This is a genomic window from Streptomyces sp. NPDC054834, assembly GCF_053611185.1.
Genome location: NZ_JBSGZV010000001.1, coordinates 419,123 through 440,037, shown reverse-complemented (window position 1 = coordinate 440,037; position 20,915 = coordinate 419,123). Strand labels below are relative to the sequence as shown.

Genomic DNA, 20,915 nt, shown 5'->3' with positions numbered 1-20,915 from the left:
GATCAGCGCCGGTTGTGTTCGCGCAGCAGGGAGCGCAGGACCACGGCGGCGATGGCCACGGAGATGGCCGAGACGGCGACGGCGGTCAGGAGCGCGGTGAGGACCACGCCGCCCGTGAGCACGGCGACGACGGCGCCGGTGCTGACGGAGACGGCCGGGAGTGCGGAGCGCCGGGTGAAGGCCGGGTCGGTAGGGGTGTGGGTGTGTGCGGGCGGCGGGGTGGGGCTGTCGGGGTACTTGGGCAGGAACACGGTCAAGACTCCTTATCTACTCGTCTAGGCATGTGAGCCGTTTATGACGGTCACGCCGGAACGGGTGCCGGATTCGATGGCGGGGGCGAGGAAGGTGTGGGAGAGCCAGAAGCCGAAGAGGGCGACCAGGACGACGATCCAGGTGCGGACGCCGAGGTACTTGACGGCCCCCCAGGCGAAGAAACCGAGGACGACGACGAGCGGAAGGTTGAGGGTCACGGGGCGCAGGGTCCTTTCAGCGGACGGGGCAGCGGTGGGTGCGGGCGGCGAGTTCGGCGGCGGCGCGGCTGTCGTAGTCGGCGGAGAAGCCACAACGCGGGGCGGTGCAGGCGGCGGTGTGCTTCTCGCGGCCCCGGTCGTCGTAGGCGGTGCCGACCTGGACGGGGCCGATCCGGATGACGTTGCGGAAGCGGCGGTTGGCTGGCAAGAGAGGCGTCCTTCCCTTTGATCGCTTGCCTGTTGGGCGTGACGACGTGTAGATAGGCGGCATGTCACAAGGGGCACGGCGGCTGGCCGCCTTCGGTACGGCCGCGTTGGTACTTGGGCTCGCGTGTGTTGGGGGAAGGTGGTGGGTGGGCGAGTCCTGGGCCACCGTGATCACCACGTGCTGCCTTGAGGTACTGATCATTTCGGCCGTTGTCGGAACGCGGCGAGTGCTGAGGAAGCGATAACCCCCTCATCGGCATTCGCCTCAGAGCTGCGCAGCAACGGCTTCGGCGATGGGGGCCGGGACGCCGAGGCGGGCGCGGAGGGTCGGTATGTCGATCGGGGTGCCGGTGCGGGTGTGGTGTTCGGCGGCGACCTTTCGGGCGTGGTCGACCAGGGCGGCCGGGACCGGGACGGGCGGCTGTTCCGGCGGCGCCTCGATGGCGGGTTGGACAGGCGGCGGGGCTGGTGTGGCTTCGGGCTCGTGCTCCTGGTCCTCGATGACGTCGGCGCCGACCTCTTCGGTGGCTGCTTTCGGCGCTGAGTGGGCGAGGAGGGTGCCGCCGAGGAAGGCGACGGCGGGCCATCCGGCGACGAGGATTCGTAGCCAGGCGGGGACGTCGTCCAGGTCGAGGAGGCCGGCGGTGGCGACGTTCGCTCCGAGGGATGCGACGAGGGCGATGACGAACCAGCACCAGGCCGCCGCTTTGGCCGTCCCGGAGCGGAGTCGACGCCATGCGGCGACGAGCAGCAGGTCAACGCTGATCGGGTAGGCCCAGGCTTTCCACCCGTCCTGTCCGGCCGCCATGGCTACGTCATGGAGGTGGGCGAAGGACAGCGCGGCAGCGATGAGCGCTTGGACCAACACCGCGTCGACACGGCCGAGGTGGGCGCGCACGGTCCGGCTCCTTTCGGTTTCGGGCATGGGAGGGGTAGGGACATGGCGCGAGGCGGTCACGCCGACCGTTGCGAGGAAGGGACGACGGTCAGTCGGTCACCGGACGTGGCCGGACGACCGGGGCCGGAGTCTCGACCGGGTGTACGGGCACGTGAGGCCGGAAGGGCTTGAGTGAAGGCAGGTCGGGCACCAGGTCCGCCGTCTCCCGGCAGGACCCGGCGGCATCACCGAGGGAGAGGTACGGGGTGCGGATGCGGGACCAGCCGCCGGAGGTGTCGCCCGCGACGGCGAGACCGGGCAGCTCAGGAGCGATGGCACAGGCGGCGAAGACCGCTTCGGGGGCGATGTCGCCGAGGGCCATCTTGGCGGAGGCTTCGTCGTTGACGCGGTGGCACACGCGGCCGGTGAGCTGGGCCCGGAGCATGGTGGCGCCCTTGCCGAGTTCGGCGCCGAAGCGCTGCCCGCACACCTCCAGGTAGATGCCGGCCGCGCGGCCGAGTTGGGCGAGGCGGATAAGCTGGGTGACCATCTCGTCCCGTCGTTCCTCGTCCTTGCGGGTCGCGGTGAGGAAGAGTTCGGCCACCTCGTCGACGAACAGGACGATGGGCACGGGGCGTTCGCTCTCCGGCAGGCCCCAGACGTCGGAAGTGATCTCCTCGTCCGGGGTGCCGGGTGCGATGCCCTGCCGTTCCTTGATCAGGTCGTATCGATCCTCCATTTCCTTGACCAGGACGGGCAGGAGTTCGGCGGCTTCGTCCGGGTCGGTAGCGAGCGCCGAGAGCCTTGCCGCGAACGGCGCCAGTTCGACGCCCCGCTTGCAGTCGATTCCGACGAGTGCGACGGGCTGAGGGGCGAGTCCGGTGATGAGGTGCCGGAGGTACATGGACTTTCCGGACAGGGTTGCGCCGAGGGTAAGTTGGTGGGGAACGGTGCGGTAGTCGCGGACGAAGGGCATGGCATCCTCGCGCAGCGCCACCGGCACCTTGAGGAACCCACCGCCGGTCTTGCGGGGCATGCGTACCCGCCGCAGGACGTCGTAGCCGACGAGCCGCAGTTCCACGACACCCGGCTTCACCGTGGTGACGTAGACGGCATGCACTCCCCAGGCGTGCCGCAACCGCTCGGCCGAGGCGGCGACGTCGGCGGGTTCCTGCCCCGGAGCGAGCCGGAGGCGAAGCCGCAGCCCGGTCGAGGTGGGACGGATGATGCCCCGGCGGGGCGGGACCGCCCGGACTTCCCGCCGGGTGGTGGCTTTGACGGCGAGGACCCGCAGCCGGGAGGGCGCGACGGTCAGGCCGCAGGCTTCCATGACGGAGCCGTACGAGCTGAGCAGGCGGACCGTGGACATCGGGCCGCCGACGGCGGACCAGTAGGCCGCCGGCTGTTTGGCCCGGGTGTAGGCGGCCCCGCCGCCGAGCGCGGCGACAGGACCCCCCACCTCCAGGAGCGTTGTCAGATCGGTCATCAGGCGGTGGCCCCCACGGCGGCCGGGAACGCAGCCGGAGTGACGGCGGCGGCCCGGTAGGCGATGCCGTGGCGTTGCTGCCCGTTGAACACGGACTCCCACGGCCGGGCGACGAGGCCGGGGAGCGAGACTGGCGCACCGAGGTTCAGCCCCTCGGAAACGCCGCCCTCCGGCACGGTGACCTTGATCAGGGAAGACTCCCCGTCCTCGATGTAGACGACGCCGATGGTCATCAGCGCCTCTCCGCTCACCGCGTCCTTGGCGATTTCGCCGGTCTGGCGGTCGCGGACCTTCGGCTCGGGAGCCTCGGTCAGCAGGATCGTGGCGGCGGTGGTCTCCACACGGATGGTGCGCACGAAATACTTCCCATCTACTCGTCTATACATGTAGCGGTCCGCGAACCCGATCTCTCGGGCTCACGACGATCACCTTGGCACACAACTTGCCCACTCGTCTATACGAGTATGCATGTTGGGGTGTACGAGTTCGGAGAGCTGCGCCCGCGCACCACCGCAAACCATGCCGATCAGGTCGCCGGGAGCTGGTACGACAGGACGTAGGCGTCCGCCGCCATGACCGTGTCGCAGACCTCGACTGGCCGTCCTTCGATGTCGAAGGCGGTACGGATCAGGTGAATGACCGGCACGCCGGAGGCCAGTCGGAGCGTCTTCACTTCGTCGGGCGAAGGCATCCGCGCACGGATCTCCTCCTCGAAGTGGTCGAGGCGGTGGCCTAGCTCTTCGAGGCGGGCGTAGATACCACCAGGTCCGGGGTTGGGTTCGGCGATCTGGGTGCCGCGGGCGATGTCGAGGGGGAGATACGAGGTGGCGAACTCGACCGGCCGGCCGTCGAGGAGGTACCGGCGCCGCCGGGCGAGCACGCGCCGCACGGACCCGAGCCGCGTGGAGACGTCCTGACTGGCCTTCTCTTCCTTCACTTCAAGGCTGTCGACCTGAGGGTGACTGCCGGCCGCATCCGCCTCCACGATGAACGCGGACTTCCCCTGCTCACGATGCCGCCGGGCGAACCGGTCGGAGGCGAGCCGCCGCACGGGGGGCCGGGGCCGCACGAACACACCCTTCCCATGCTCGGCATGCACCAGCCCTTCCCCCTGGAGGATGGAGAAGGAGTTCCGGACCGTCATCCGGGAGACTCCGTAGTGCTCGACAAGCTCAGCCTCTGAGGGCAGCTTCTCGCCCTCGCTGAATCGCCCACGGTCGATGGCTTCGCGCAGCTGGTCGGCGATCTGCCGGAAGACCGCACGATCGCTCGTGGGGTCGAGATCTCCGAGGAGGCCCGAAGGAAGAGCAGGGCTCACTTGTACTCCTTTAGGTATCTAGACGAGTGGGCGAGTGTTGTTGCTACGGTGGAGAGCCTAGCCAGCCGAGAGGGCCGAGGAACGTGAGCACAGAACGCCCGCACTCCGTGAGCGTCGCCGGGGTCGTCATAGACACCCGCGGCCGGGCCCTCCTGATCCAGCGCCGGGACAACGGCAAGTGGGAACCGCCGGGCGGTGTTCTCGAACGCGAGGAGACCATTCCCGAGGCCCTGCAACGCGAAGTCCTCGAAGAGACCGGCATCAAGATCGTCCTTCCGGCGACCCTGACCGGCGTCTACAAGAACATGACGGGCCTGATCGTCTCCCTGGTCTTCCGCTGCGAGGCCGCCGACGGCACGCTCACCACCGGCGACGAGACCCGCGCACTGCGCTGGGCCACCCGCGAAGAAGTCTCCGAGCTTGCCGACGAGGCATACGCCATCCGCGTCCTGGACGCGATGGACGCGGCGTCTCCACCTGCGATCCGCGCCCACGATGGCGTGAAACTCGTCTAGCCCGAACCCGCTGCACATGGCGGCCTACCAGCATGAAGGAACTTGTATGCACGAGTATACGAGTATAGCCCGGGTCTGGGGGCTCAGTTGCCCAGGTTTCCCGGAAGAGGTCAGCCGGGCCCGCCGCTGGACCCGCGACATCCTGCGAGGCTCCCCTTTAGCCGAGGACGCCGAGCTGATCGTGAGCGAGCTGAGCGCGAACGCGATCCTCCACACGGCCAGCGGTCAGGAGTCGGGCAGCTTCCATCTGGCCCTTGCGGTGTCAGCACAGGTGGTCGCGTTGTCGGTCACGGACGAGGGAGCCGCCGGCACAGCACCGAAGATCAAGCGCCAGGACCAGCAGGCCGAGCACGGCCGAGGCCTGGGCATGGTCAGCGCAATCGCTCATCGCGTCGTCGTCCACGAAAGCGACGGAGGCTACACGGTCACCGCCGAGCTGTTCGCGGGCCAACCGACCGGAGGCCACCCGTGCTGATGGACAAGCCGCAGCGGGGCTACTGGTGCGAGTGCTGGACCGAGGACATCACCGACGGGACGGGATGGCCGGCGCTCCGGGCATCTTTCGACGCCTACTCCGCACCCCAGGCAGACAGATGGGTCGCCATCGCACTCCGCACCATCTCACCGGCACTCGACCCCGACGCGTCTCAGAAAGCGTGGGAGTGGCTGTACGACGGCCGCATAGCGACGAGGAAAGCTCTCCTGCGAGCCGAGCCCTGCACGGTGACAGTCACGCAGGCCAGCACCCGCATCACATGGGCGATCCGGCCCGTGATCTTCCTGCCGCTGGCACACCGCCAAGGCGTTGAACTCCCTCTCTGCACACACGACTTCAAACCGCACACAGCACCTCAGGCGCCCCACACAACCGACTGAGTTACAACCTTCCTTACAGGTTCAAGCCCGGCTGCGCTCCGCTTCGCCGGGCGCGCTCCCGCCTCCGCGTCGCGCTGCGCTCCTGCCTTCGGCCCGCTCCGCGCACGCTACGCCGACGCGCGCCCACAACAAGACGAGGCCGGGGCTACAAGGCGAGTACCACACCACCGGGGCCGCGGTGAAGGACATGCCTCCGGCGGGGGCGCTCAGGCTCCGAGATGGCCGGGGCGCCGCGGGCGAGTGCCGACCGAGTATGGCGGGCGTAGGGGGACTCCCATCCCGTCTGCCGTCGACCCAGGCAGAGCCGAGCAGACACGGCACCTGGCGTCCAGGGTCTCGAAGGCCGAGCGTACTTCTACTGAAGTATCACCCGAATCGGAAACCGAAGAGTCCTCCTTCGTCATTCTCATCCGTCAGTCGAGTGTCAAGAACGTAGGGCTCTGAATCGAAGGCGCCATCACTCTGTGCTTCGACAGTATTTAGGAAATCCGAGTTGAGCGTCACGATGTATTGGAAGCCATTTTCTTCAGCGAGTCGCGCGCCGATATTCAGGCAAGACGCGACCTGCCGACCGTCAATGGCGTCGAAGAGGTGGCTGTCATGAACGAGTATCCGTGGTGCTCGGTTTGCTTTGATGGCCGCAATCTCGCAGACAACGTCAAGCATAAAAGTCTCGACACTTCGAACACCAACACTGGCATCGCCAGAGATATTCGGTGCAACACCAAGGATACCCTTGGGTGTCACTGACACCAGGAGTGACGCCTCGCGATCAGTGTAGATTTCTGCACCAAGATCGCTGAACAGTGAGATCGACTCTTCGATCTTTTGATCCCGTTCAATCATTTCGGTGCGAACGGAAGCAATAACTTCTGCAGTCCGCAGTTTAACGGTGTCATTGATCGTACTGATTGAGATTGCGTCTTCGAGTCGCCTCTCCAGATCCGCGATATTCGCCTCTTGCTTAGCGAGATCCCGTTGCATGCTCATGAAAGTATCGAGCGCCACCGTCTCTTCAAGGATTTGCATCACTTGGGACCTCAAGCGATCCAGCGCCTGACGTTCCGTATCGATACCACTAAGACGGGACTCAATTGCGTGCAGTTCTTGTTCGAGAAATGCTCGCCTGTTACTGACGACGGATTCGTGAAAAGCTGCAACTTCGTCGTATCGCCTGCTGACGATATCGGGGAGCACGAGACCGATCTCTGCATATACGCGCGTAAGCCTCGCGGAGAGCTCGTTACTCTCAGAAGCCACTACTTCATCCCGTAGAGCCTCATCGAGCTCGCGGGATCGGCGTTGCAGGGCCAAGGCTTCATCATTAAGCCTTTGGATCGAGGCGGTGAGCCCATCGGCCTCCTGCTGATGGCTGGCGTACTGTTCGTCGACCTTGAAGGATCGCATGCTCTCTTGCATTCGATCCCTGTGCCGGCGGGCTGTTGCGAGCTGAGCACGGAGGGCTGGTTCATCCAGTGATAGATGTGCAATTGCGCCATCCTTAACGGCTTTACGGATGGCCTTCCCTTGCTTGGTTAGGCGATCAACATCTCCCGCTTTCCCCAAGATTTCTGGCGACAGCCCCAACATGTATCCGATCCTCACCCCGGATTCCCAGTCAGCTTCAGCCTGGTGTCCCTTAATTGGGTTTCCGAAGTAGGTGCGAATGAGCTGGCCCCAAAGTTGGCCGGCAGTCGGCCTACTTACATCCGGGGGAATGTGAAAAATGTGACGAGTCAGCAATGCTCGCCAAGTGTCAACATGAAGGTCCCGCGCTCCTTCAGTCGCTGACCATCCTGACACGTCAACTCGCGTACTCCGTGCAACGGAACGCGTAACGGTGACCGTCTCGCTCGCTGCGTCACTCTCGTTAGGCAACAAGAAAGTAACCGTGAACTTGTGATTTGACAGTTCCGGCGCCTTGAAATCCAGTGGCAGATCGCCGCCGAGAATGTATCGCAGGATCTTGACTACACTCGTTTTGCCGATGCTATTGCGACTGTCGCCCTGCTCCGATGCCTCGGTGCGATCGGCGACGAGAATATTCAATCCCTCATGGAAACGTAGGGTCTTGAACCTGGCGTCGGAAGAGGTTAGCTTACTGATGAACATGGGCAGTCCTGATGTAGCCATCATCCGACACATCTACAGCCTTCATCGCATAGAGGGCTGCTAGCGCGAGCGAGAACCAGTCGAACGTAATCCGATGGATATTTTCCGTCGCATTCTGGCGAGTGTTGTATTTTTCCCAGAGAGCAGACACTGACATTGGATAGCGCAGGTCTGTGAGAATCTCCGACCCGATCGTCATTAGGGCGCGTTCAGGTGACACTCCTTTAGTAGGCAGAAGCATCATGGACCTTCCCACCCGACGTAGATCCCTCAATGGTCGGCATCTCGAAAATGTGACACGAATCGAAAAAATATGAAACTACAGCAAAGGCGGCATTGGCGCGCTTCCCGTCCATCCGGAAGTTGGCTCCTGCTACGGACACGTAGAGTCGCTCAAGAATTTCTGCGGGCTCAGACGTGATCGATCTGGCCTCTTTGTAGAGGGATCGAAATCTCTCCCCCTGCGCATCATAGAGATCGGGGTCTGATGACTCAGCGTACCAACGATCTATTCGGGGAGCGAGAAGCCTGCCTGCATTGAATTCAAGACGGCTCGCTTCAGGTAGAGCATTGAATTCCATCTTGGTAGGTGGAACTGGGGGTATGTGTCCGCCGGTCTCCGTGGCGGAGCCTGCGGTGCCAAGCGCGTCTAGCAATGGCAGCAAGTCGGAGAGTTCTATATTCTCAATCCCGGGTGCGCCAGGAAAAAGGGAGTCAAGAACTTCAGCGCTAAGAGTGCCCACCACATCAGTCCACAGTCTTTCCTTATTAACCGCTCGGATAGTGAGCGGCCTTTCGGCGGTTGGCCCGTGAGTCTGCTGCAGTTTGGTGATGCACCTCAATGATTCCGGCCCCATGGGTGCATTGGTGACGAACTTCCATGTGTGGAATGTGTCCCACTGGTCTATCCCGCGCATGAAGTCGGACTCAATCTTTTTTGCGAGCTCACGCTCAGCGTTGCGGGCCGGCCTTTGTCCATAACACGCATAGAAGATCGATCCGGACTCTGCCAGCCCGTCACAGCCGCCGTCCCCGAGAGAGCCAGAAGGGGCCGGGTTCAGGAAGTCGTCATGGAAGTGGGTTAGCACTTGGGAAACGTAATCTTCGAAGGCGGCTCCAGATTGGAAGCACGCCTGTTGATGGCGAAAGTGATACCAATCGCGCCAGTTTGGCGTCAGCAGCATCATTTCCCCCATCGGTGTCGCTGTAGGCCCAGTGGATCGCGGCGTTCCAGGCTACCGCTGGCCTGCGCCGGGTTCGACCCTGAAATTGGCGAACCTGACCCATCCGTGTGCCTCCCTGCCCGGCAGCCCAGGTACTTGACGCTAGATCACGAACTGACGGATGGCCAGTGAGCTGACGCTGGTACGTGACGAAGGTGGTCTCAGCCGATCAGCTCACGGCATAGCACTTATGAGTGTTGACGGTGAGCTAGTGGACACAGGGATGTTCTGTCAGCGGCTCCCGGTAGCCTGCGACGATCAGCCGTCGCGCGCCTGGAGGTGCCGTGGAAGCCACCGCTCTCGTCAGTCCCGATCGGTTGTGGTCGGCACGAGAGGTCTTGATGCGTCCGAGCCCTGTCCCGGCGGCGGCAGGGGTCTACGGGTGGCACTTCAAGCAGCCGCCCCACCAGGACCTGGACGCTGGGCGCCTGCTCTACGTCGGGATAGCACCGCGGTACATGGCGAACCGGACCAGCACGCAGAACCTTCGCAAGCGGGTGCGCTACCACTACCGGGGCAACGCGGCCGGCTCGACGCTGCGGCTCACCCTCGGCTGTCTGCTCGGCCTTGAGCTGCGCCGCGTGGGCAGCGGCAAGCGGATGACCTTCAGCAAGGCCGGCGAAGCCGCCCTGAGCCAGTGGATGGCAGACAACGCGCGGGTGTGCTGGATCGAGCAGAGCGAACCGTGGGACCTGGAGTCACAACTCATCTCTCAGCTCGATCTCCCCCTGAACCTCGACCAGAACCGCCACAACGCGTTCCACAGCCGCCTGCAGGGACTACGGGCCCAGGCACGCATGCGGGCGCGGGAGTTGCCCATCAGCTCGTAGGTCAGCAGATGGGCCGACGGGTCGTTCTCTGGGCCGTCCGAGGTCGCTCGACAGAGGCCAATGACGACCAACGACGACCACCAGGCGCACGGGCCTACCGTCTCTGAGCAGGGGAAACGCAGGTCACCAAGATCCCCGGCAAGACCCAGGGCAAGAACCGCGCTGCTTTGAGGTGACCGCGCCAGGGCTGCGTTTCGTGCATATCCATTCACCTTTGGGTAGCTTCTTGGCCTGTGCAGTTGAATGTTGTGGTCCCGTTGGTGGTTACCGTCGTCGTGGCGGCCACGGGGTACGTTGCGACCTACCTGACAAGTCTGCGTCTGACGCGCCGCAAGGATCATCTGGACCGGGTCAACCGCCAACTCAGCGAGCTCTACGGTCCGCTCTATGCGCAGTCTGAGGCCTTGAACCAAGCCTGGGAGAAGTTCGACGCCCGCTATAGGGCGAAGTGGGTTCGGTCGGTCCCCGCCACCGCGGAGTGGGCCGCCACCTGGCGCTTATGGATGTCAACGGTATTCATGCCGCTCAACCGACGCATGGTCGAGACGATCGTCACGCATGCCGATTTGTTAATTGAGGGCAAGATGGACGACTCCCTCAAAGAGCTGTGCGCGCATGTGGCCTGCTACGAGCCCATCGTCGCCCGCTGGCAGGAAGACGGGTTCGACTCCGTCCACTACGACGATCATGTATCGATCGCCGGCAATTTTCAGGACAAGAAGTTGGTCAAGTACCTACAGGATTCCTTCGAGTCACTGAAGGTCGAACAGAGCTGGCTACTCGATCGGCTGCAAAAGGGCCGACCGGAAGCGTCAGTGGCCGAGCCAGGGAGAGCTGCGGCTCAGCAGGCTGCTGACATCCATACCTGACATCAACGACTACGAACGGGGGCCTACTCCAGCGACTCCGTGCGGCCGCCGCACCAGGTGCCTACCGCAGCCGGAGCGGGCTCGGATCGAACTCCTAAAGCGGTGTTCTGAAGGGGCCCAGGAGCGCCCAGCTCAGCTGCGGTAGCTGTCATCATCATGTGATGGCAGGCGGGCGGCTACCGGCAGGGTGGACTCTGGAGGAGATCCGCGACGTCTCCGGAGATCGGGATTGCATGGCTCTCGACATCGATCGCGTCGTGACGTGGGTGGGCCGGCCGGGAGAGGACGAACGGCTCCATCCTGAGGTCATCCTTGGATTCCAGGGGCTGTGTCTGGTGAAGCCGGTCAACGATGAGGACTGGTACATGGGCAGTCTGAACGACGATGGCAGCGTCGACTGCTGGAGCGCCTACGGCGACCTCTACGAGGCGCTTCGCGGTCTGTAGCCGCGATGGCCTCGCTCTTCGAGGGCGCCGCAGTCGAGGGCGCCATGCTGGGCCGTCCCTGGGCCGTCCGAGGCCGCTCGACAGTGGCCAATGACGACCAACGACGACCACCAAGCGCACGGGCCCACCGCCTCTGAGCAGCGAAAACCCAGCTCACCAAGATCCCCGACAAGACCCAGGGCAAAAAGAAGTAGTTCCCGTGATCACGCCCCTCGCCTGCGCGTTCGGCGCAGATGAGGGGCTTTTTCACGGCCCGGGGCGCACTCTGGGCGCTCAGCGCCCGGGGTCTCGGACGGAGCGCCCGGCGTCCGAGGATTTCGCCGGGCCGCTTCGGCGGCCGGACCCGCGGACGGGCTTGCCGGAGGTGGCGCCGGTCGCCGCGCCGGACGCGGACTGGCGGCCGGAGTTGCGGCCGCCCGCTTTGGCGGCACCGCCCGTGGCCCCGCCGGATCCCGTCCGGCGGGCAGCACCGCGCCCGCCGGTTGCGGAGGTGCCGCCGGACGCTGTCGTGCCGGTCGCGGGCCGGCGGCCGGAGCCCCGGCTCCCCGTCCTGGTCCTGGCGGCAGCACCTGCCTCCGCTTCGGCTCCGCCGCCGTTTCCGCGCCGGCTGCCGGATCGCCTGCCGGACTTGGTGCCGGTTTTCCCCTCCGGGCGGGACGCCGTCGGTGTCGCCGGCTGGGGGACCTCGATGGTGACGGCCACGCCGGACGGCTCGCGGGCGCCGGTGATGGTGGCCAGTTCGGCGTCGCTCGACGTGACGCGGGCCGTCCGGGGGCGGATGCCCGCGTCCGACATGAGCCGGGTGACGTCCCGCTTCTGGTCGGGCAGGACCAGCGTGACCACGCTGCCGGAGCCGCCGGCGCGGGCCGTGCGGCCGCCCCGGTGGACGTAGTCCTTGTGGTCGGCCGGGGGATCGACGTTCACGACGAGGTCGAGGTCGTCGATGTGTATGCCACGGGCCGCGACGTTCGTCGCCACCAGGGCGGTGACCTGACCGTTCTTGAACTGTTCCAGGGTGCGATTCCGCTGCGGCTGGGAGCGGCCGCCGTGCAGTGCCGCCGCGCGGACCCCGACGGCCAGGAGCCGCTTGGCGAGCCGGTCGGCGGACCTCTTGGTGTCGAGGAAGAGGATGACCCGGCCGTCACGGGCCGCGATGCGTGTGGTGACGGCCTTCTTGTCGGTCTCGTCCTGGACGTGGAGCACGTGGTGCTCCATGGTGGTCACCGCCCCGGCGGACGGGTCCACGGAGTGCACCACGGGGTCGGTCAGGAACCGCTGCACCAGGCGGTCGATGTTGCGGTCCAGGGTGGCCGAGAAGAGCATGCGCTGTCCGTCGGGCCGTACTTGCTGGATCAGCTTGGTGATCTGCGGCAGGAAGCCCATGTCGGTCATCTGGTCGGCTTCGTCCAGCACCGTGATGCGTACCTCGTCGAGCACGCAGTCCCCGCGCTCCACAAGGTCGTTGAGCCTGCCGGGGCTCGCCACGACCACTTCCGTGCCGCGCCGGAGCACAGCGGCCTGCTTGGTGATGGACAGCCCGCCGACCACGGTGGCCAGCCGGAGGTTGACCGCCGTCGCGTAGGGGGTCAGCGCCTCCGTCACCTGGAGGGCGAGTTCACGGGTGGGCACCAGCACGAGGGCGAGGGGTGCCTTGGGCTGCGCGCGCAGTCCGGCCGTGCGGGCCAGGAGCGCCAGCCCGAACGCGAGGGTCTTGCCGGAGCCGGTGCGTCCGCGTCCCAACAGGTCACGGCCGGCGAGCGAGTTGGGCAGGGTGGCGGCCTGGATGGGGAAGGGCGTGGTCACACCCTGCGCGGTGAGGGTCTTCAGCAGCCCCGCGGGCATGTCCAGACCGGCGAAGTCCTCGACGGCGGGAAGTGCGGGCGTCGTGCTTTCCGGCAGCCGGAATTCCGTCGGCGACGACGCGGACGGTGCGGGCGTCGAGGCGCGCCGGTTCGGCTTCTGGGACCTGCGGGACATGCGGTTGTCTGCCTTCCTGGAAACAGCACAAACCGGGGTCCGCACCATGACGGTACGGACCCCGGTGAGCGGATACGCGTCCGGCGATCAGGCGGGGACGATGTTCTCCGCCTGCGGGCCCTTCTGGCCCTGCGTCACGTCGAAGGACACCCGCTGGCCCTCCTGGAGCTCACGGAAGCCCTGGGACTGGATGTTCGAGTAGTGGGCGAAGACGTCCGGACCGCCGCCGTCCTGCTGGATGAAGCCGAAACCCTTTTCGGCGTTGAACCACTTCACGGTTCCCTGTGCCATGACCTTCTCCTTCTGTAGGCAGAGGCCCCATCCGGAGATCCCGGAAAACAAATAATGCGCCTGATGGATAAACATTCCCGTCAGGCGCACATAGGTTCATGGGTACCACAACTGCAACCCGGAGACTCTAGCATAGCTCGGCGACTCGTGGCGGCCCGCCGAGGCACACGCCGGGGGCCCGTCCCGGCGGGGCGAGCGCCGGCACTCTCCCTGACGACCAGCGCATCGGCTCGCGTGCTACGCGCGGGGGCCCCGTTCCGGGGTTGCTGCGCTTTCTGTCGCGGCGATCGTTTCGCGCAGCAGGTCGCGGGCCGTGGCCAGGTCGGCCGCACGGAGGTCCAACGCGTCCAACTGGGCCCGCAGGCGGTCGAGGACGCCAGGGCAAGGACGCAGAGTGACGCCGTCGACGGCGCACGGCAAGATCTGGCGGATGACCCGTGTGGGAAGGCCGGCGGCGAGCAATCCGCGTATCCGGCGAACGGTCTCCACCGTCTCATCGGCGTATTCGCGATAGCCGTTGGCGCGTCTTTCCGACCGGATGAGCCCGACGCGCTCGTAGTAACGCAGGAGGCGTTCACCGACTCCGGTGCGGCGCGACAACTCCCCGATCAGCATGCGCTCCTCCTTCGGCTTGACCTTCCAACGGTGTCAGGGCGCAACGCTGACCGGGCCGGCCGCATTCCTGGCCGTCAGCTTTCGCACGGAGGCAGGTACATGATCATCGACGCGCACAGCCATGTCCACGATCCGGTCGAGGACCACATCATGCTGTTGGACGACGCCGGGGTGGACCGGGCGGTGCTCTTCGGCACCCGGCCCCACCCGGAACGTGCGACCGGCCTCGAGTCGCTGCGCCGCGAGATGGCCGCACTGGACGAGGCGGTCGGCGGCCGGACCACTGGGCTCGAGGGGTACCGGACCGCATGGCAGGAACTGGACGCGGCCCTCGACGCGTATCCGGATCGCTTCATCGGATTCAGGAGCGTGCCGCTCGGCCTGGCCCCACATCGGATCGCCGAAATGGTCGAGCGGGACGTGGTCGGCCGTGGCCTGCGAGGAATCGGGGAACTGACGCCGCCACCTGGCCGGGCAGACCTTGTGGAGCCCGTGATGCGGGCGGCGGCAGACCACGGCGAACTGCCCGTCGTCGTCCACGGATTCGCGCCCACCACGGCGGAAGACCTGCGAACCCTGGCCGGACTGGCGACTGCGTATCCGTCCGTACCTGTGGTGATCAGCCAACTGGGGGGCCTGAACTGGATGGACGCCATCGAGTTGGTCCGGGACACGCCCAGCCTGTTCCTTGAGCTGTCCACGGCAAACGTGATCTTCGCCCTTCGGCTGGCCATCCGGGAGATACCGGACCGCACCCTGTTCGGCTCGGACGCCCCCTATGGCGACCCGGCACTCGCCCGTGCGGCTGTCGAGCGCGTCACCTGCCCGGGTGAGGTACGCGACCAGGTGTTGGGAGGAACAGCGGCCCGGCTTCTCGGGCTCGCCTGACACGCGCGTTTCAAGGAGGGAACCATGGTTCGCGGTGAGTACGTCAGGCAACCGTGACGACTTCTCGAACCTCCCTGCGAACTGCGAACCCCGACGACGTCGACAGGATCACCGACCTGCACACTCTGGCCCGCACGGCGTACTACCAGGCAGGCGGGGTGTCGGACACGGAGCTCACTTCCCCCGACGTGCGCGCCGGCCGGCGGGAGGCCTGGATGCGTGCCGTCCAGGCCGACGACCGGACTGTCCTGTGCGCGGAGCGGGAGGGCGAGATGGTGGGCGTCTTGGCGATGGGCCCGCCCTACGAAGCCGATGTCGATGCCGCGTCCGTGGGGCAGCTCTACCAGATTCACGTCCGCCCCGGCCTTTGGGGGCAAGGTATCGGCAGCTGCCTGCACGCGGCATTCGTGGAGTTCCTGCGCGACAGAGCACTGGGCACGGGAGTGCTGGAGGCATGGGAGCGCAACAGCCGAGGGCAGACTTTCTATGCCCGGCACGGGTGGAAGCCCGACGGGCACCATCGGCCCGGACCCGGTGGCGCGAGGTATGTCCGTCTGCGCCTCGGCCTTGCCCCCGAGGCCTGACGCCGCGGACGCGCGCTACGGACGGGTGGCCAGACAGGCGAACAGCCCGGCTGCGCCGGTCAGGGTCGTCAGTTGGATGAGGCCGGAGACGCGCCATCGCAGGGCGAGCAGACCGCCGCCCGTGACGACCGCGCCGCCGAGCAGCAGCCACATCGCCTGCCGCGCGACCTTCGGTGCCTCCGGCGCGTTGACGCCGTCGTAGCTGTCGGCCCAGCCGGTCATCCCGTAGCCGTACAGCAACCAGGCGATGATCAGCAGGTCGAGGAGGAGCAGCGCCATGCCCAGTCCGACCTGCTGACCGGTCGGGGGCTTCCTGAGGGGCTTCATGCCCACCACGGTTCCGCCACGGGCTGTGCCGCACATGAGTACGGCTACTCAGAAGCAGCTCGTATCTACCAGGCCGTACCTACCAGCCCGTATCTACCAGGCCGAATCCCGGCGTCCTATCGCCAGATCCGCTCGGGCCGCGTCGTGGAGGGTGTTCAGGGCGGTGACCAGGGGGACGTCGGCGAGGGCGGATTCGCCGTTGGTGGGGTCGCGGGTGACTCGTAGTAGTTCCCAGGCCCGCTGGTTGACGGTGTGGGCGGCGTCGGCGGCGGCTTCGTCGCTCAGGAGGATGAAGCTCTCGAAGAGGACCGACCGCCTGGCCTCGACCGCGTCCATCTCGGCCAGGGCCTCGGTGGTGTCCTGGCCCCGGTCCCTGGCCCGCAGGGCTTCCCGGGAGGCTCTCATGAGTTCTTTGACGCACGAGATGTACTCGATGTAGGTGTCGAGCTTCCGCTCGTCCCAGCGGGTGGCCATCGTGCGCCGGAACTTCGCCCGTTCGGCTGTCGCGGTTGCCAGGTAGGACGTCAGGGCGCCGATGAGCACGCCGACCAGGGTGACTATCTGGGTGGCCATGGCGATCAAGGTACTGGCCGGGCCAGGACAGTCACCTGCGTACGAACAAGCCCCCTGCTCATGCAGGGGGCTTGTCAGTGAGCCGGGACGGCCGGGTCAGGGGTGGCCGACCTTGTACTTGAGTTCGTAGTTGGCGCCGTTGGTGAACTTCATCGTGCCGCTGCCGCTCCTGACGGTGTGCTTGCCGAGGGTGTCGTCCGGGTCGGGGTAGTCGAGATCGACGAGCTTGACGGTCGCGGAGCCGCTGAAGTGGACGTACTGGTGGATGGTGATCTTGTCGCCCGGGTCCATGAACTCGGTGAGCACATCCCTGCCGTTCACCTCGATCTTGAGCTCGTCCTGCCCCCAGTCCTCGGTGTCGTTGCACTTGAGGGTGGATAGGTAGATCCACTTGTCGGCGGCGGCGGCGGAGGCCGCGGGCGAGGTCTTGGCCTGGGCCGTGCCACCGACGAGCGAGACGAGGGCGACGGCGGCCACGCCGGCTGTGGTCACGGTGCGGAACTTGCGGAACATGTAGTGCCTTCCCCGATTTTCTTCCTTGCGGTCGAAGCCGGCGCCTACCCGGTTGAACTGGGGCAACTCGCCTGAGGGGGAACGGATTTGGCCATGTTGTCGCACGGTTCCCGCTCGCGCTCGCGGGCGAGCCATGTGGTCCACACGTGCCGGGTGTTCGGTAGTTCGGGGTGGTCGAGGAGCCACAGCACATAACCGGCGTGCAGCCGTGCCCAGGGCTGCTCGGAGCCGCGGGCCCTGGTCAGCCGGGTGCGCAGCTCGTCCCCGTCCACCGCCCGGGCCACCCGTACGTACTCACGGTCCTTGCACCGGTAGGGCCGCTGGACGATGACGTCGAGGAGGTCGACGAGCTTCGCCCGCGGTCCTGGGGCGTGGCTGGTTTTCGCCAGGTCGCGGATCAGGGACTGCTTCGTCCCCCATGCCTTGGCGTGCGCTGTCCACTCCTGTGGACAACGGGCCTCCCACTCCAGGAAGAGCAGCGCGAAGGGCAGTCCCGGCCACGTGCCGATGTCCCCGTGGTGGGTGTGTCTCGACCACAGGGCCTCGGGCAGGCAACGGCTCGCGGCCTCGTCGTAGGCCTCCCGCGCCGACCTTCGCCTCCGTGACACAAGCAGCCATGGGACGGGCAAGCGCCAGGCATCGTTGTAGCGGGCGAGAGCCGCATCCGTCTCCCCGCGGGCGTGATCCAGGCGGTCAAGGGCGGCGGAGCGTTCGGCCGGGCTCGGTGATATCAAGCCGTACGCCCATCCCAAACGCTCCGCCCACCCGTCGTCGCCGAGGACGGGGTCTGCCGCCTTCTTGGTCATGCGGCAGATCATCCCCCGAGTCGTCCCCCGAGTCGGCTACGGCCGTCCCAGCGCCCGGTACTCCCAGCCCGCCGCGGCACCACTCACCGGATCCAGCTAATGGTCGCGGTGGGGTCCACGACGGTCATGTGCGCGCCCAGCCGGTGGAGCGTGGTGGCCACGTCCAGGGCGGGGGTGTCGCGGATGTCGTCGGAGTTGGGCTTGAAGGCCGCGCCGAGGGCGGTCACCCGGACCCCGGTGAGGTCGCCGCCGGTGAGCTCGCGGACGAGGTCGACGGTACGGGCGCGCCGGCGCTGGTTGATGCCGTCCACCTCGCGCAGGAAGGCGACGGCCTGGCCGGCCCCGAGTTCCTCGGCACGGTGGGCGAACGCCCGGATGTCCTTGGACAGGCAGCCGCCGCCGAAGCCGAGACCGGGCCTGAGGAAGCGGCCGCCGATCCGGTCGTCGTACACCAGCGCCTCGGCGCGGCCGGCGACATCGCCGCCGGTGGCCTCGCAGACCTCGGCCATGGCGTTGATGTACGAGATCTTGGTGGCCAGGAAGGAGTTGGCGGCGACCTTGACCGGTTCGGCCGTGATCAGGTCGGCGACGACCACCGGGATGTCCCGGGCGATGACCGGGGCGAAGGCGGCGCGCAGCTGTTCCTCGGCCCAGGCGGAGGTGACGCCGAAGGCCAGCCGGTCCGGGCGCAGGGTGTCGTCCACGGCATAGCCCTCGCGCAGGAACCCGGGGTTCCAGGCGAGTTCCACCTGGTCCCCGGCGGACGCGATGCGCTGGACGAGTTCAGTGAGGCGCGCGGCCGTACCGACGGGCACCGTGGACTTGCCGACCACCAGCGTGCGGCGGTGCAGATGCCGGGCCGGTTCGGTGGCGGCGGCGTCCACGTACCGGAGGTCGGCCGCTTCCGATCCCTGCTGCTGGGGCGTGCCCACGCACGATCTGCTCGACCGTCAGGCCCTGGATGACGGCGTGCTGGACCCGCGGAGCCCCTGGCAGCCGCGCTGGGGCACGGCTGCCAGGGGCTCCGTACAAGTCCCCTTCCGGTGCGATCGTCAGGCCGACAACGGCAAGGGATGCACCTCGTCCGCGCGATGCCCCGCCCGTTCGTGAATGCGCTGGATCGCTTCGGCCGAGGGCGCCTCGGAGAGGCAGTAGACGGTGCCGGACTCCGGGTCCGCCCAGGACTTCTCGAAGTGCACGTTCTCCTCGCCCTCGATGGCCAGGTCGGCCCTGTGCGCCTGCTGCAACTGGTCGTCGGTGATGCCCTTCATCCCGTGGTGGACGTCCATGAACTGGGGCATGGCCTCACACCTCCTCGCGTCCTTTCCGCTCCGCTTTCCATGCTGCGCCCGCGCCCCGGCGGGGGCGACTCCTGGAGGCCTTGCCGCGGTGCATGTCGAGGGCCCCGGCGACCAATGATCACCGGGGCCCTCGAGGTTCCCTGTCGGAAGGTGCCGTCAGCCGCACTGGCACGGGCTGCCCGACTGGCACCCGCAGCCGCACCCCGAGCCGCAGCCGCAGGAGGCGACGAGCGGGAGGTTCCTGAGATCGGCGGGCTGCTCGGTGTCGTGCTGCTGTGTGGGGTCGGGCGTGGTGCTGGGGGATTCGGCCATGGTTCCTCCCAGTGGATAGGGCCTGGTGCCTTTGCCCATTTCATGCCCACCCCAGCGGGCGCATCAACGGCGCACAGTGGCGCCCCCACGCCCCGACCGCCAGCCTTCGAGCCCCCGACCGGCAACCCTGGAAGCGCCGCGCTGCGAGCCATGGGGCGCCAGGGTGCAGGCCCGTGGGGTTCCGGCCGTGGGGCGCTGAGGTGCGGGGCCGTGGGGCTCTGGGGTGCGTGCCGCGGGCGGTGAGCGCCGGGGTGTAGGCCTGTGGGGTTGCGGGCTGTGGGCCGCGGGGCTTCGGTTCGTGACCGTGGGGCGCTGGGATGCCGGCCCGTCGGTTTCCGGGCCGTGGGCCGTCGGGCCGCAGGTCACAACCATCGGGGCCTGGGGGACAGGCCCCCAGCCGTTGCAAGGCTTCCCGCCTTGCAACGCCGGACCACGATGTACGGAGCTCTGGACTGCGACTCGATCCACCAAAGCCTCCGACCGACGGCCTACAGCCCGACCGCAAGCCTTGAAAGCCAGGCTGGACACTCTCGAGCCCAGGCCGCGAGCCCTGGAGCCGTATGGCGCGGGCCATCCAGCGCCAGGCAGGGCGTAAGCCCGTCCGGTCCCGGGCTGGAAGCCTCGAGCCCAGGGCGTCAGCCCATCCAGCCCCGGGGCTCCAGCCCTGAAGCTCAGGACTCCAGCCCGAAGCCCAGGACCCCAGCCCGAAGCCCAGGGCGCTAGCCCTGAAGCCCGGGCCCCCAGCCCGGAAGCCCAGGGAGCCAGCCAAGACCCCCAAGCCCGCGCCCCCCGGAGGGCTATGCTCCCTCCGCTCCCGTCACCGGCTGGATGTCCGTCTGGATCTCGTCCGCGTGCTCGCCCGTCACCAGGTAGACGACGCGCTTGGCGACCGCGACCGCGTGGTCGGCGTAGCGCTCGTAGTAGCGGCCGAGGAGGGTGACGTCCACGGCCGTCTCGATGCCGTGCTTCCAGCGCTCGTCGATCAGGTGCTGGAAGAGGGTGCGGTGCAGCAGGTCCATCTCGTCGTCGTCCTGCTCCAGCTGGAGGGCGAGGTCGACGTCCTTCGTCACGATGACCTCGGCCGCCTTCGCCATCAGCCGCTGGGCGAGCTGGCCCATCTCCAGGATGGTGGCGTGCAGGTCCTGGGGGACCCCCCGCTCGGGGAAGCGCAGGCGCGCGAGCTTCGCCACGTGCTGGGCGAGGTCGCCGGAACGCTCCAGGTCGGCCGACATGCGCAGGGACGTGACGACGATCCGCAGATCCGTCGCCACCGGCTGCTGGCGGGCCAGCAGGGCTATGGCCCGGGCCTCCAGGTCGTGCTGGAGCTCGTCGACCTTCTTGTCGGCCTCGATGACGCTTTCGGCCAGCTTGAGATCGGCGTCGAGGATGGCCGTCGTGGCGCGTCCGATCGCCGACCCGACCAGCCGGGCCATCTCCACCAGACCGTCGCCGATCGAGTCCAGTTCCTCGTGGTACGCGTCCCGCATCAGGGTTCCCTC

General features: G+C 67.0%; 28 protein-coding genes and 1 pseudogene. 8 read left to right on the top strand and 21 right to left on the bottom strand.

Features of this window, described 5'->3' with window-relative positions; genetic code table 11:
* Positions 1–2: 2 nt before the first annotated feature.
* From ACWGJM_RS02070 to ACWGJM_RS02040, 7 genes are all read right to left on the bottom strand, one after another.
* Positions 3–251: a SpdD protein gene (locus tag ACWGJM_RS02070; RefSeq protein ID WP_453409723.1), complete on the bottom strand. Its 249-nt coding sequence runs from the start codon at positions 249–251 to the stop codon at positions 3–5.
* Positions 252–275: 24 nt separating this feature from the next.
* Positions 276–470 carry a hypothetical protein gene (locus tag ACWGJM_RS02065; protein WP_453409722.1) on the bottom strand — a complete coding sequence of 65 codons (195 nt, stop codon included), beginning with the start codon at positions 468–470 and terminating at the stop codon, positions 276–278.
* A gap of 16 nt (positions 471–486) precedes the next feature.
* On the bottom strand, positions 487–678 hold the full coding sequence (locus ACWGJM_RS02060) for a mobile element transfer protein (RefSeq protein ID WP_352093630.1): 192 nt from the start codon (positions 676–678) through the stop codon (positions 487–489).
* A gap of 264 nt (positions 679–942) precedes the next feature.
* Entirely contained in the window at positions 943–1,575 is a 633-nt protein-coding gene (locus tag ACWGJM_RS02055; protein ID WP_453409721.1) for a DUF2637 domain-containing protein, read from the bottom strand.
* Between the two features lie 88 nt (positions 1,576–1,663).
* Positions 1,664–3,040, bottom strand: a complete 1,377-nt coding sequence (locus ACWGJM_RS02050; RefSeq protein ID WP_453409720.1) for an FtsK/SpoIIIE domain-containing protein — start codon at positions 3,038–3,040, stop codon at positions 1,664–1,666.
* A complete protein-coding gene (locus tag ACWGJM_RS02045; RefSeq protein WP_453409719.1) occupies positions 3,040–3,396 on the bottom strand; it encodes an SCO3933 family regulatory protein in 357 nt (118 codons plus the stop codon). Before ACWGJM_RS02045 ends, ACWGJM_RS02050 begins: the two co-directional genes overlap by 1 nt.
* A 170-nt stretch (positions 3,397–3,566) precedes the next feature.
* The gene (locus ACWGJM_RS02040; protein WP_451022721.1) at positions 3,567–4,358 is read right to left on the bottom strand and encodes a GntR family transcriptional regulator; all 792 of its coding nucleotides are present in this window, start codon (positions 4,356–4,358) and stop codon (positions 3,567–3,569) included.
* A gap of 107 nt (positions 4,359–4,465) precedes the next feature.
* Here ACWGJM_RS02040 and ACWGJM_RS02035 point away from each other — a divergent pair, with 107 nt between their 5' ends.
* Genes ACWGJM_RS02035 through ACWGJM_RS02025 form a run of 3 tightly spaced genes read left to right on the top strand, consistent with a single transcriptional unit; the run spans position 4,466 to position 5,749 of the window.
* Positions 4,466–4,873 carry an NUDIX hydrolase gene (locus tag ACWGJM_RS02035; RefSeq protein ID WP_451022725.1) on the top strand — a complete coding sequence of 136 codons (408 nt, stop codon included), beginning with the start codon at positions 4,466–4,468 and terminating at the stop codon, positions 4,871–4,873.
* 46 nt (positions 4,874–4,919) lie between these two features.
* A complete protein-coding gene (locus tag ACWGJM_RS02030; protein WP_453409718.1) occupies positions 4,920–5,348 on the top strand; it encodes an ATP-binding protein in 429 nt (142 codons plus the stop codon).
* Complete coding sequence (locus ACWGJM_RS02025; protein ID WP_453409838.1) at positions 5,348–5,749, top strand: hypothetical protein; 402 nt, start codon at positions 5,348–5,350, stop codon at positions 5,747–5,749. The genes ACWGJM_RS02030 and ACWGJM_RS02025 overlap by 1 nt, the downstream gene beginning before the upstream one ends.
* Before the next feature lie 366 nt (positions 5,750–6,115).
* Here ACWGJM_RS02025 and ACWGJM_RS02020 read toward each other — a convergent pair whose 3' ends face one another.
* The 3 genes from ACWGJM_RS02020 to ACWGJM_RS02010 are packed head-to-tail and all read right to left on the bottom strand — an operon-like array spanning position 6,116 to position 9,057.
* On the bottom strand, positions 6,116–7,861 hold the full coding sequence (locus tag ACWGJM_RS02020; RefSeq protein ID WP_453409717.1) for an ABC-three component system protein: 1,746 nt from the start codon (positions 7,859–7,861) through the stop codon (positions 6,116–6,118).
* Positions 7,848–8,060, bottom strand: coding sequence for an ABC-three component system middle component 6 (locus tag ACWGJM_RS02015; RefSeq protein ID WP_453409837.1), 213 nt, complete (start codon positions 8,058–8,060; stop codon positions 7,848–7,850). The genes ACWGJM_RS02020 and ACWGJM_RS02015 overlap by 14 nt, the downstream gene beginning before the upstream one ends.
* Before the next feature lie 25 nt (positions 8,061–8,085).
* Complete coding sequence (locus ACWGJM_RS02010) at positions 8,086–9,057, bottom strand: ABC-three component system protein (protein ID WP_453409716.1); 972 nt, start codon at positions 9,055–9,057, stop codon at positions 8,086–8,088.
* A gap of 485 nt (positions 9,058–9,542) precedes the next feature.
* On the opposite strand from ACWGJM_RS02010, the gene ACWGJM_RS02005 reads away from it, so the two are divergent.
* From ACWGJM_RS02005 to ACWGJM_RS01995, 3 genes are all read left to right on the top strand, one after another.
* Positions 9,543–9,914: a GIY-YIG nuclease family protein gene (locus ACWGJM_RS02005; RefSeq protein ID WP_453409715.1), complete on the top strand. Its 372-nt coding sequence runs from the start codon at positions 9,543–9,545 to the stop codon at positions 9,912–9,914.
* Between the two features lie 260 nt (positions 9,915–10,174).
* Entirely contained in the window at positions 10,175–10,783 is a 609-nt protein-coding gene (locus ACWGJM_RS02000; RefSeq protein WP_453409714.1) for a hypothetical protein, read from the top strand.
* Positions 10,784–11,016: 233 nt separating this feature from the next.
* On the top strand, positions 11,017–11,229 hold the full coding sequence (locus ACWGJM_RS01995) for a hypothetical protein (protein WP_453409713.1): 213 nt from the start codon (positions 11,017–11,019) through the stop codon (positions 11,227–11,229).
* A gap of 273 nt (positions 11,230–11,502) precedes the next feature.
* Here the strand turns inward: ACWGJM_RS01995 and ACWGJM_RS01990 are convergent, their stop codons facing one another.
* From ACWGJM_RS01990 to ACWGJM_RS01980, 3 genes are all read right to left on the bottom strand, one after another.
* Positions 11,503–13,206, bottom strand: a complete 1,704-nt coding sequence (locus tag ACWGJM_RS01990) for a DEAD/DEAH box helicase (RefSeq protein ID WP_453409712.1) — start codon at positions 13,204–13,206, stop codon at positions 11,503–11,505.
* 87 nt (positions 13,207–13,293) lie between these two features.
* On the bottom strand, positions 13,294–13,497 hold the full coding sequence (locus tag ACWGJM_RS01985; protein ID WP_016578941.1) for a cold-shock protein: 204 nt from the start codon (positions 13,495–13,497) through the stop codon (positions 13,294–13,296).
* A 237-nt stretch (positions 13,498–13,734) separates the two neighbouring features.
* Positions 13,735–14,112 (bottom strand): MerR family transcriptional regulator, encoded by a 378-nt coding sequence (locus tag ACWGJM_RS01980; RefSeq protein WP_453409711.1) that lies wholly within the window; start codon positions 14,110–14,112, stop codon positions 13,735–13,737.
* 99 nt (positions 14,113–14,211) lie between these two features.
* Between ACWGJM_RS01980 and ACWGJM_RS01975 the strand changes: the two genes are divergently transcribed.
* On the top strand, positions 14,212–15,000 hold the full coding sequence (locus ACWGJM_RS01975) for an amidohydrolase family protein (RefSeq protein WP_453409710.1): 789 nt from the start codon (positions 14,212–14,214) through the stop codon (positions 14,998–15,000).
* A gap of 53 nt (positions 15,001–15,053) precedes the next feature.
* On the top strand, positions 15,054–15,584 hold the full coding sequence (locus ACWGJM_RS01970; RefSeq protein WP_453409709.1) for an N-acetyltransferase family protein: 531 nt from the start codon (positions 15,054–15,056) through the stop codon (positions 15,582–15,584).
* Positions 15,585–15,599: 15 nt separating this feature from the next.
* Here ACWGJM_RS01970 and ACWGJM_RS01965 read toward each other — a convergent pair whose 3' ends face one another.
* From ACWGJM_RS01965 to phoU, 8 genes and pseudogenes are all read right to left on the bottom strand, one after another.
* The gene (locus ACWGJM_RS01965) at positions 15,600–15,911 is read right to left on the bottom strand and encodes a DUF6234 family protein (RefSeq protein WP_453409708.1); all 312 of its coding nucleotides are present in this window, start codon (positions 15,909–15,911) and stop codon (positions 15,600–15,602) included.
* A 93-nt stretch (positions 15,912–16,004) separates the two neighbouring features.
* Positions 16,005–16,484 carry a hypothetical protein gene (locus tag ACWGJM_RS01960; RefSeq protein WP_453409707.1) on the bottom strand — a complete coding sequence of 160 codons (480 nt, stop codon included), beginning with the start codon at positions 16,482–16,484 and terminating at the stop codon, positions 16,005–16,007.
* 96 nt (positions 16,485–16,580) lie between these two features.
* Positions 16,581–16,997, bottom strand: coding sequence for a hypothetical protein (locus ACWGJM_RS01955; protein ID WP_453409706.1), 417 nt, complete (start codon positions 16,995–16,997; stop codon positions 16,581–16,583).
* Positions 16,998–17,041: 44 nt separating this feature from the next.
* Positions 17,042–17,803, bottom strand: coding sequence for a hypothetical protein (locus ACWGJM_RS01950; RefSeq protein WP_453409705.1), 762 nt, complete (start codon positions 17,801–17,803; stop codon positions 17,042–17,044).
* Positions 17,804–17,907: 104 nt separating this feature from the next.
* Positions 17,908–18,738 (bottom strand): annotated as a pseudogene (locus ACWGJM_RS01945) (nucleotide sugar dehydrogenase); the annotation flags it as partial.
* Positions 18,739–18,855: 117 nt separating this feature from the next.
* Complete coding sequence (locus tag ACWGJM_RS01940; protein WP_453409704.1) at positions 18,856–19,104, bottom strand: SCO4226 family nickel-binding protein; 249 nt, start codon at positions 19,102–19,104, stop codon at positions 18,856–18,858.
* 156 nt (positions 19,105–19,260) lie between these two features.
* The gene (locus tag ACWGJM_RS01935) at positions 19,261–19,416 is read right to left on the bottom strand and encodes a hypothetical protein (protein WP_453409703.1); all 156 of its coding nucleotides are present in this window, start codon (positions 19,414–19,416) and stop codon (positions 19,261–19,263) included.
* Between the two features lie 797 nt (positions 19,417–20,213).
* Positions 20,214–20,903, bottom strand: coding sequence for a phosphate signaling complex protein PhoU (gene phoU / locus ACWGJM_RS01930; protein WP_453409702.1), 690 nt, complete (start codon positions 20,901–20,903; stop codon positions 20,214–20,216).
* Positions 20,904–20,915 lie beyond the last annotated feature (12 nt).

Excerpts from the sequence above, each read along its gene's own strand:
- ACWGJM_RS02050 (WP_453409720.1), bottom strand. The coding sequence starts at position 3,040 with ATGACCGATCTGACAACGCTCCTGGAGGTGGGGGGTCCTGTCGCCGCG.
- ACWGJM_RS02030 (WP_453409718.1), top strand. The coding sequence starts at position 4,920 with ATGCACGAGTATACGAGTATAGCCCGGGTCTGGGGGCTCAGTTGCCCA.
- ACWGJM_RS02025 (WP_453409838.1), top strand. The coding sequence starts at position 5,348 with ATGGACAAGCCGCAGCGGGGCTACTGGTGCGAGTGCTGGACCGAGGAC.
- ACWGJM_RS02020 (WP_453409717.1), bottom strand. The coding sequence starts at position 7,861 with ATGTTCATCAGTAAGCTAACCTCTTCCGACGCCAGGTTCAAGACCCTA.
- ACWGJM_RS02015 (WP_453409837.1), bottom strand. The coding sequence starts at position 8,060 with ATGACGATCGGGTCGGAGATTCTCACAGACCTGCGCTATCCAATGTCA.
- ACWGJM_RS02010 (WP_453409716.1), bottom strand. The coding sequence starts at position 9,057 with ATGGGGGAAATGATGCTGCTGACGCCAAACTGGCGCGATTGGTATCAC.
- ACWGJM_RS02005 (WP_453409715.1), top strand. The coding sequence starts at position 9,543 with ATGGCGAACCGGACCAGCACGCAGAACCTTCGCAAGCGGGTGCGCTAC.
- ACWGJM_RS01995 (WP_453409713.1), top strand. The coding sequence starts at position 11,017 with ATGGCTCTCGACATCGATCGCGTCGTGACGTGGGTGGGCCGGCCGGGA.
- ACWGJM_RS01990 (WP_453409712.1), bottom strand. The coding sequence starts at position 13,206 with ATGTCCCGCAGGTCCCAGAAGCCGAACCGGCGCGCCTCGACGCCCGCA.
- ACWGJM_RS01985 (WP_016578941.1), bottom strand. The coding sequence starts at position 13,497 with ATGGCACAGGGAACCGTGAAGTGGTTCAACGCCGAAAAGGGTTTCGGC.
- ACWGJM_RS01980 (WP_453409711.1), bottom strand. The coding sequence starts at position 14,112 with ATGCTGATCGGGGAGTTGTCGCGCCGCACCGGAGTCGGTGAACGCCTC.
- ACWGJM_RS01975 (WP_453409710.1), top strand. The coding sequence starts at position 14,212 with ATGATCATCGACGCGCACAGCCATGTCCACGATCCGGTCGAGGACCAC.
- ACWGJM_RS01965 (WP_453409708.1), bottom strand. The coding sequence starts at position 15,911 with ATGAAGCCCCTCAGGAAGCCCCCGACCGGTCAGCAGGTCGGACTGGGC.
- ACWGJM_RS01960 (WP_453409707.1), bottom strand. The coding sequence starts at position 16,484 with ATGGCCACCCAGATAGTCACCCTGGTCGGCGTGCTCATCGGCGCCCTG.
- ACWGJM_RS01955 (WP_453409706.1), bottom strand. The coding sequence starts at position 16,997 with ATGTTCCGCAAGTTCCGCACCGTGACCACAGCCGGCGTGGCCGCCGTC.
- ACWGJM_RS01950 (WP_453409705.1), bottom strand. The coding sequence starts at position 17,803 with ATGACCAAGAAGGCGGCAGACCCCGTCCTCGGCGACGACGGGTGGGCG.
- ACWGJM_RS01940 (WP_453409704.1), bottom strand. The coding sequence starts at position 19,104 with ATGCCCCAGTTCATGGACGTCCACCACGGGATGAAGGGCATCACCGAC.
- ACWGJM_RS01935 (WP_453409703.1), bottom strand. The coding sequence starts at position 19,416 with ATGGCCGAATCCCCCAGCACCACGCCCGACCCCACACAGCAGCACGAC.
- phoU (WP_453409702.1), bottom strand. The coding sequence starts at position 20,903 with ATGCGGGACGCGTACCACGAGGAACTGGACTCGATCGGCGACGGTCTG.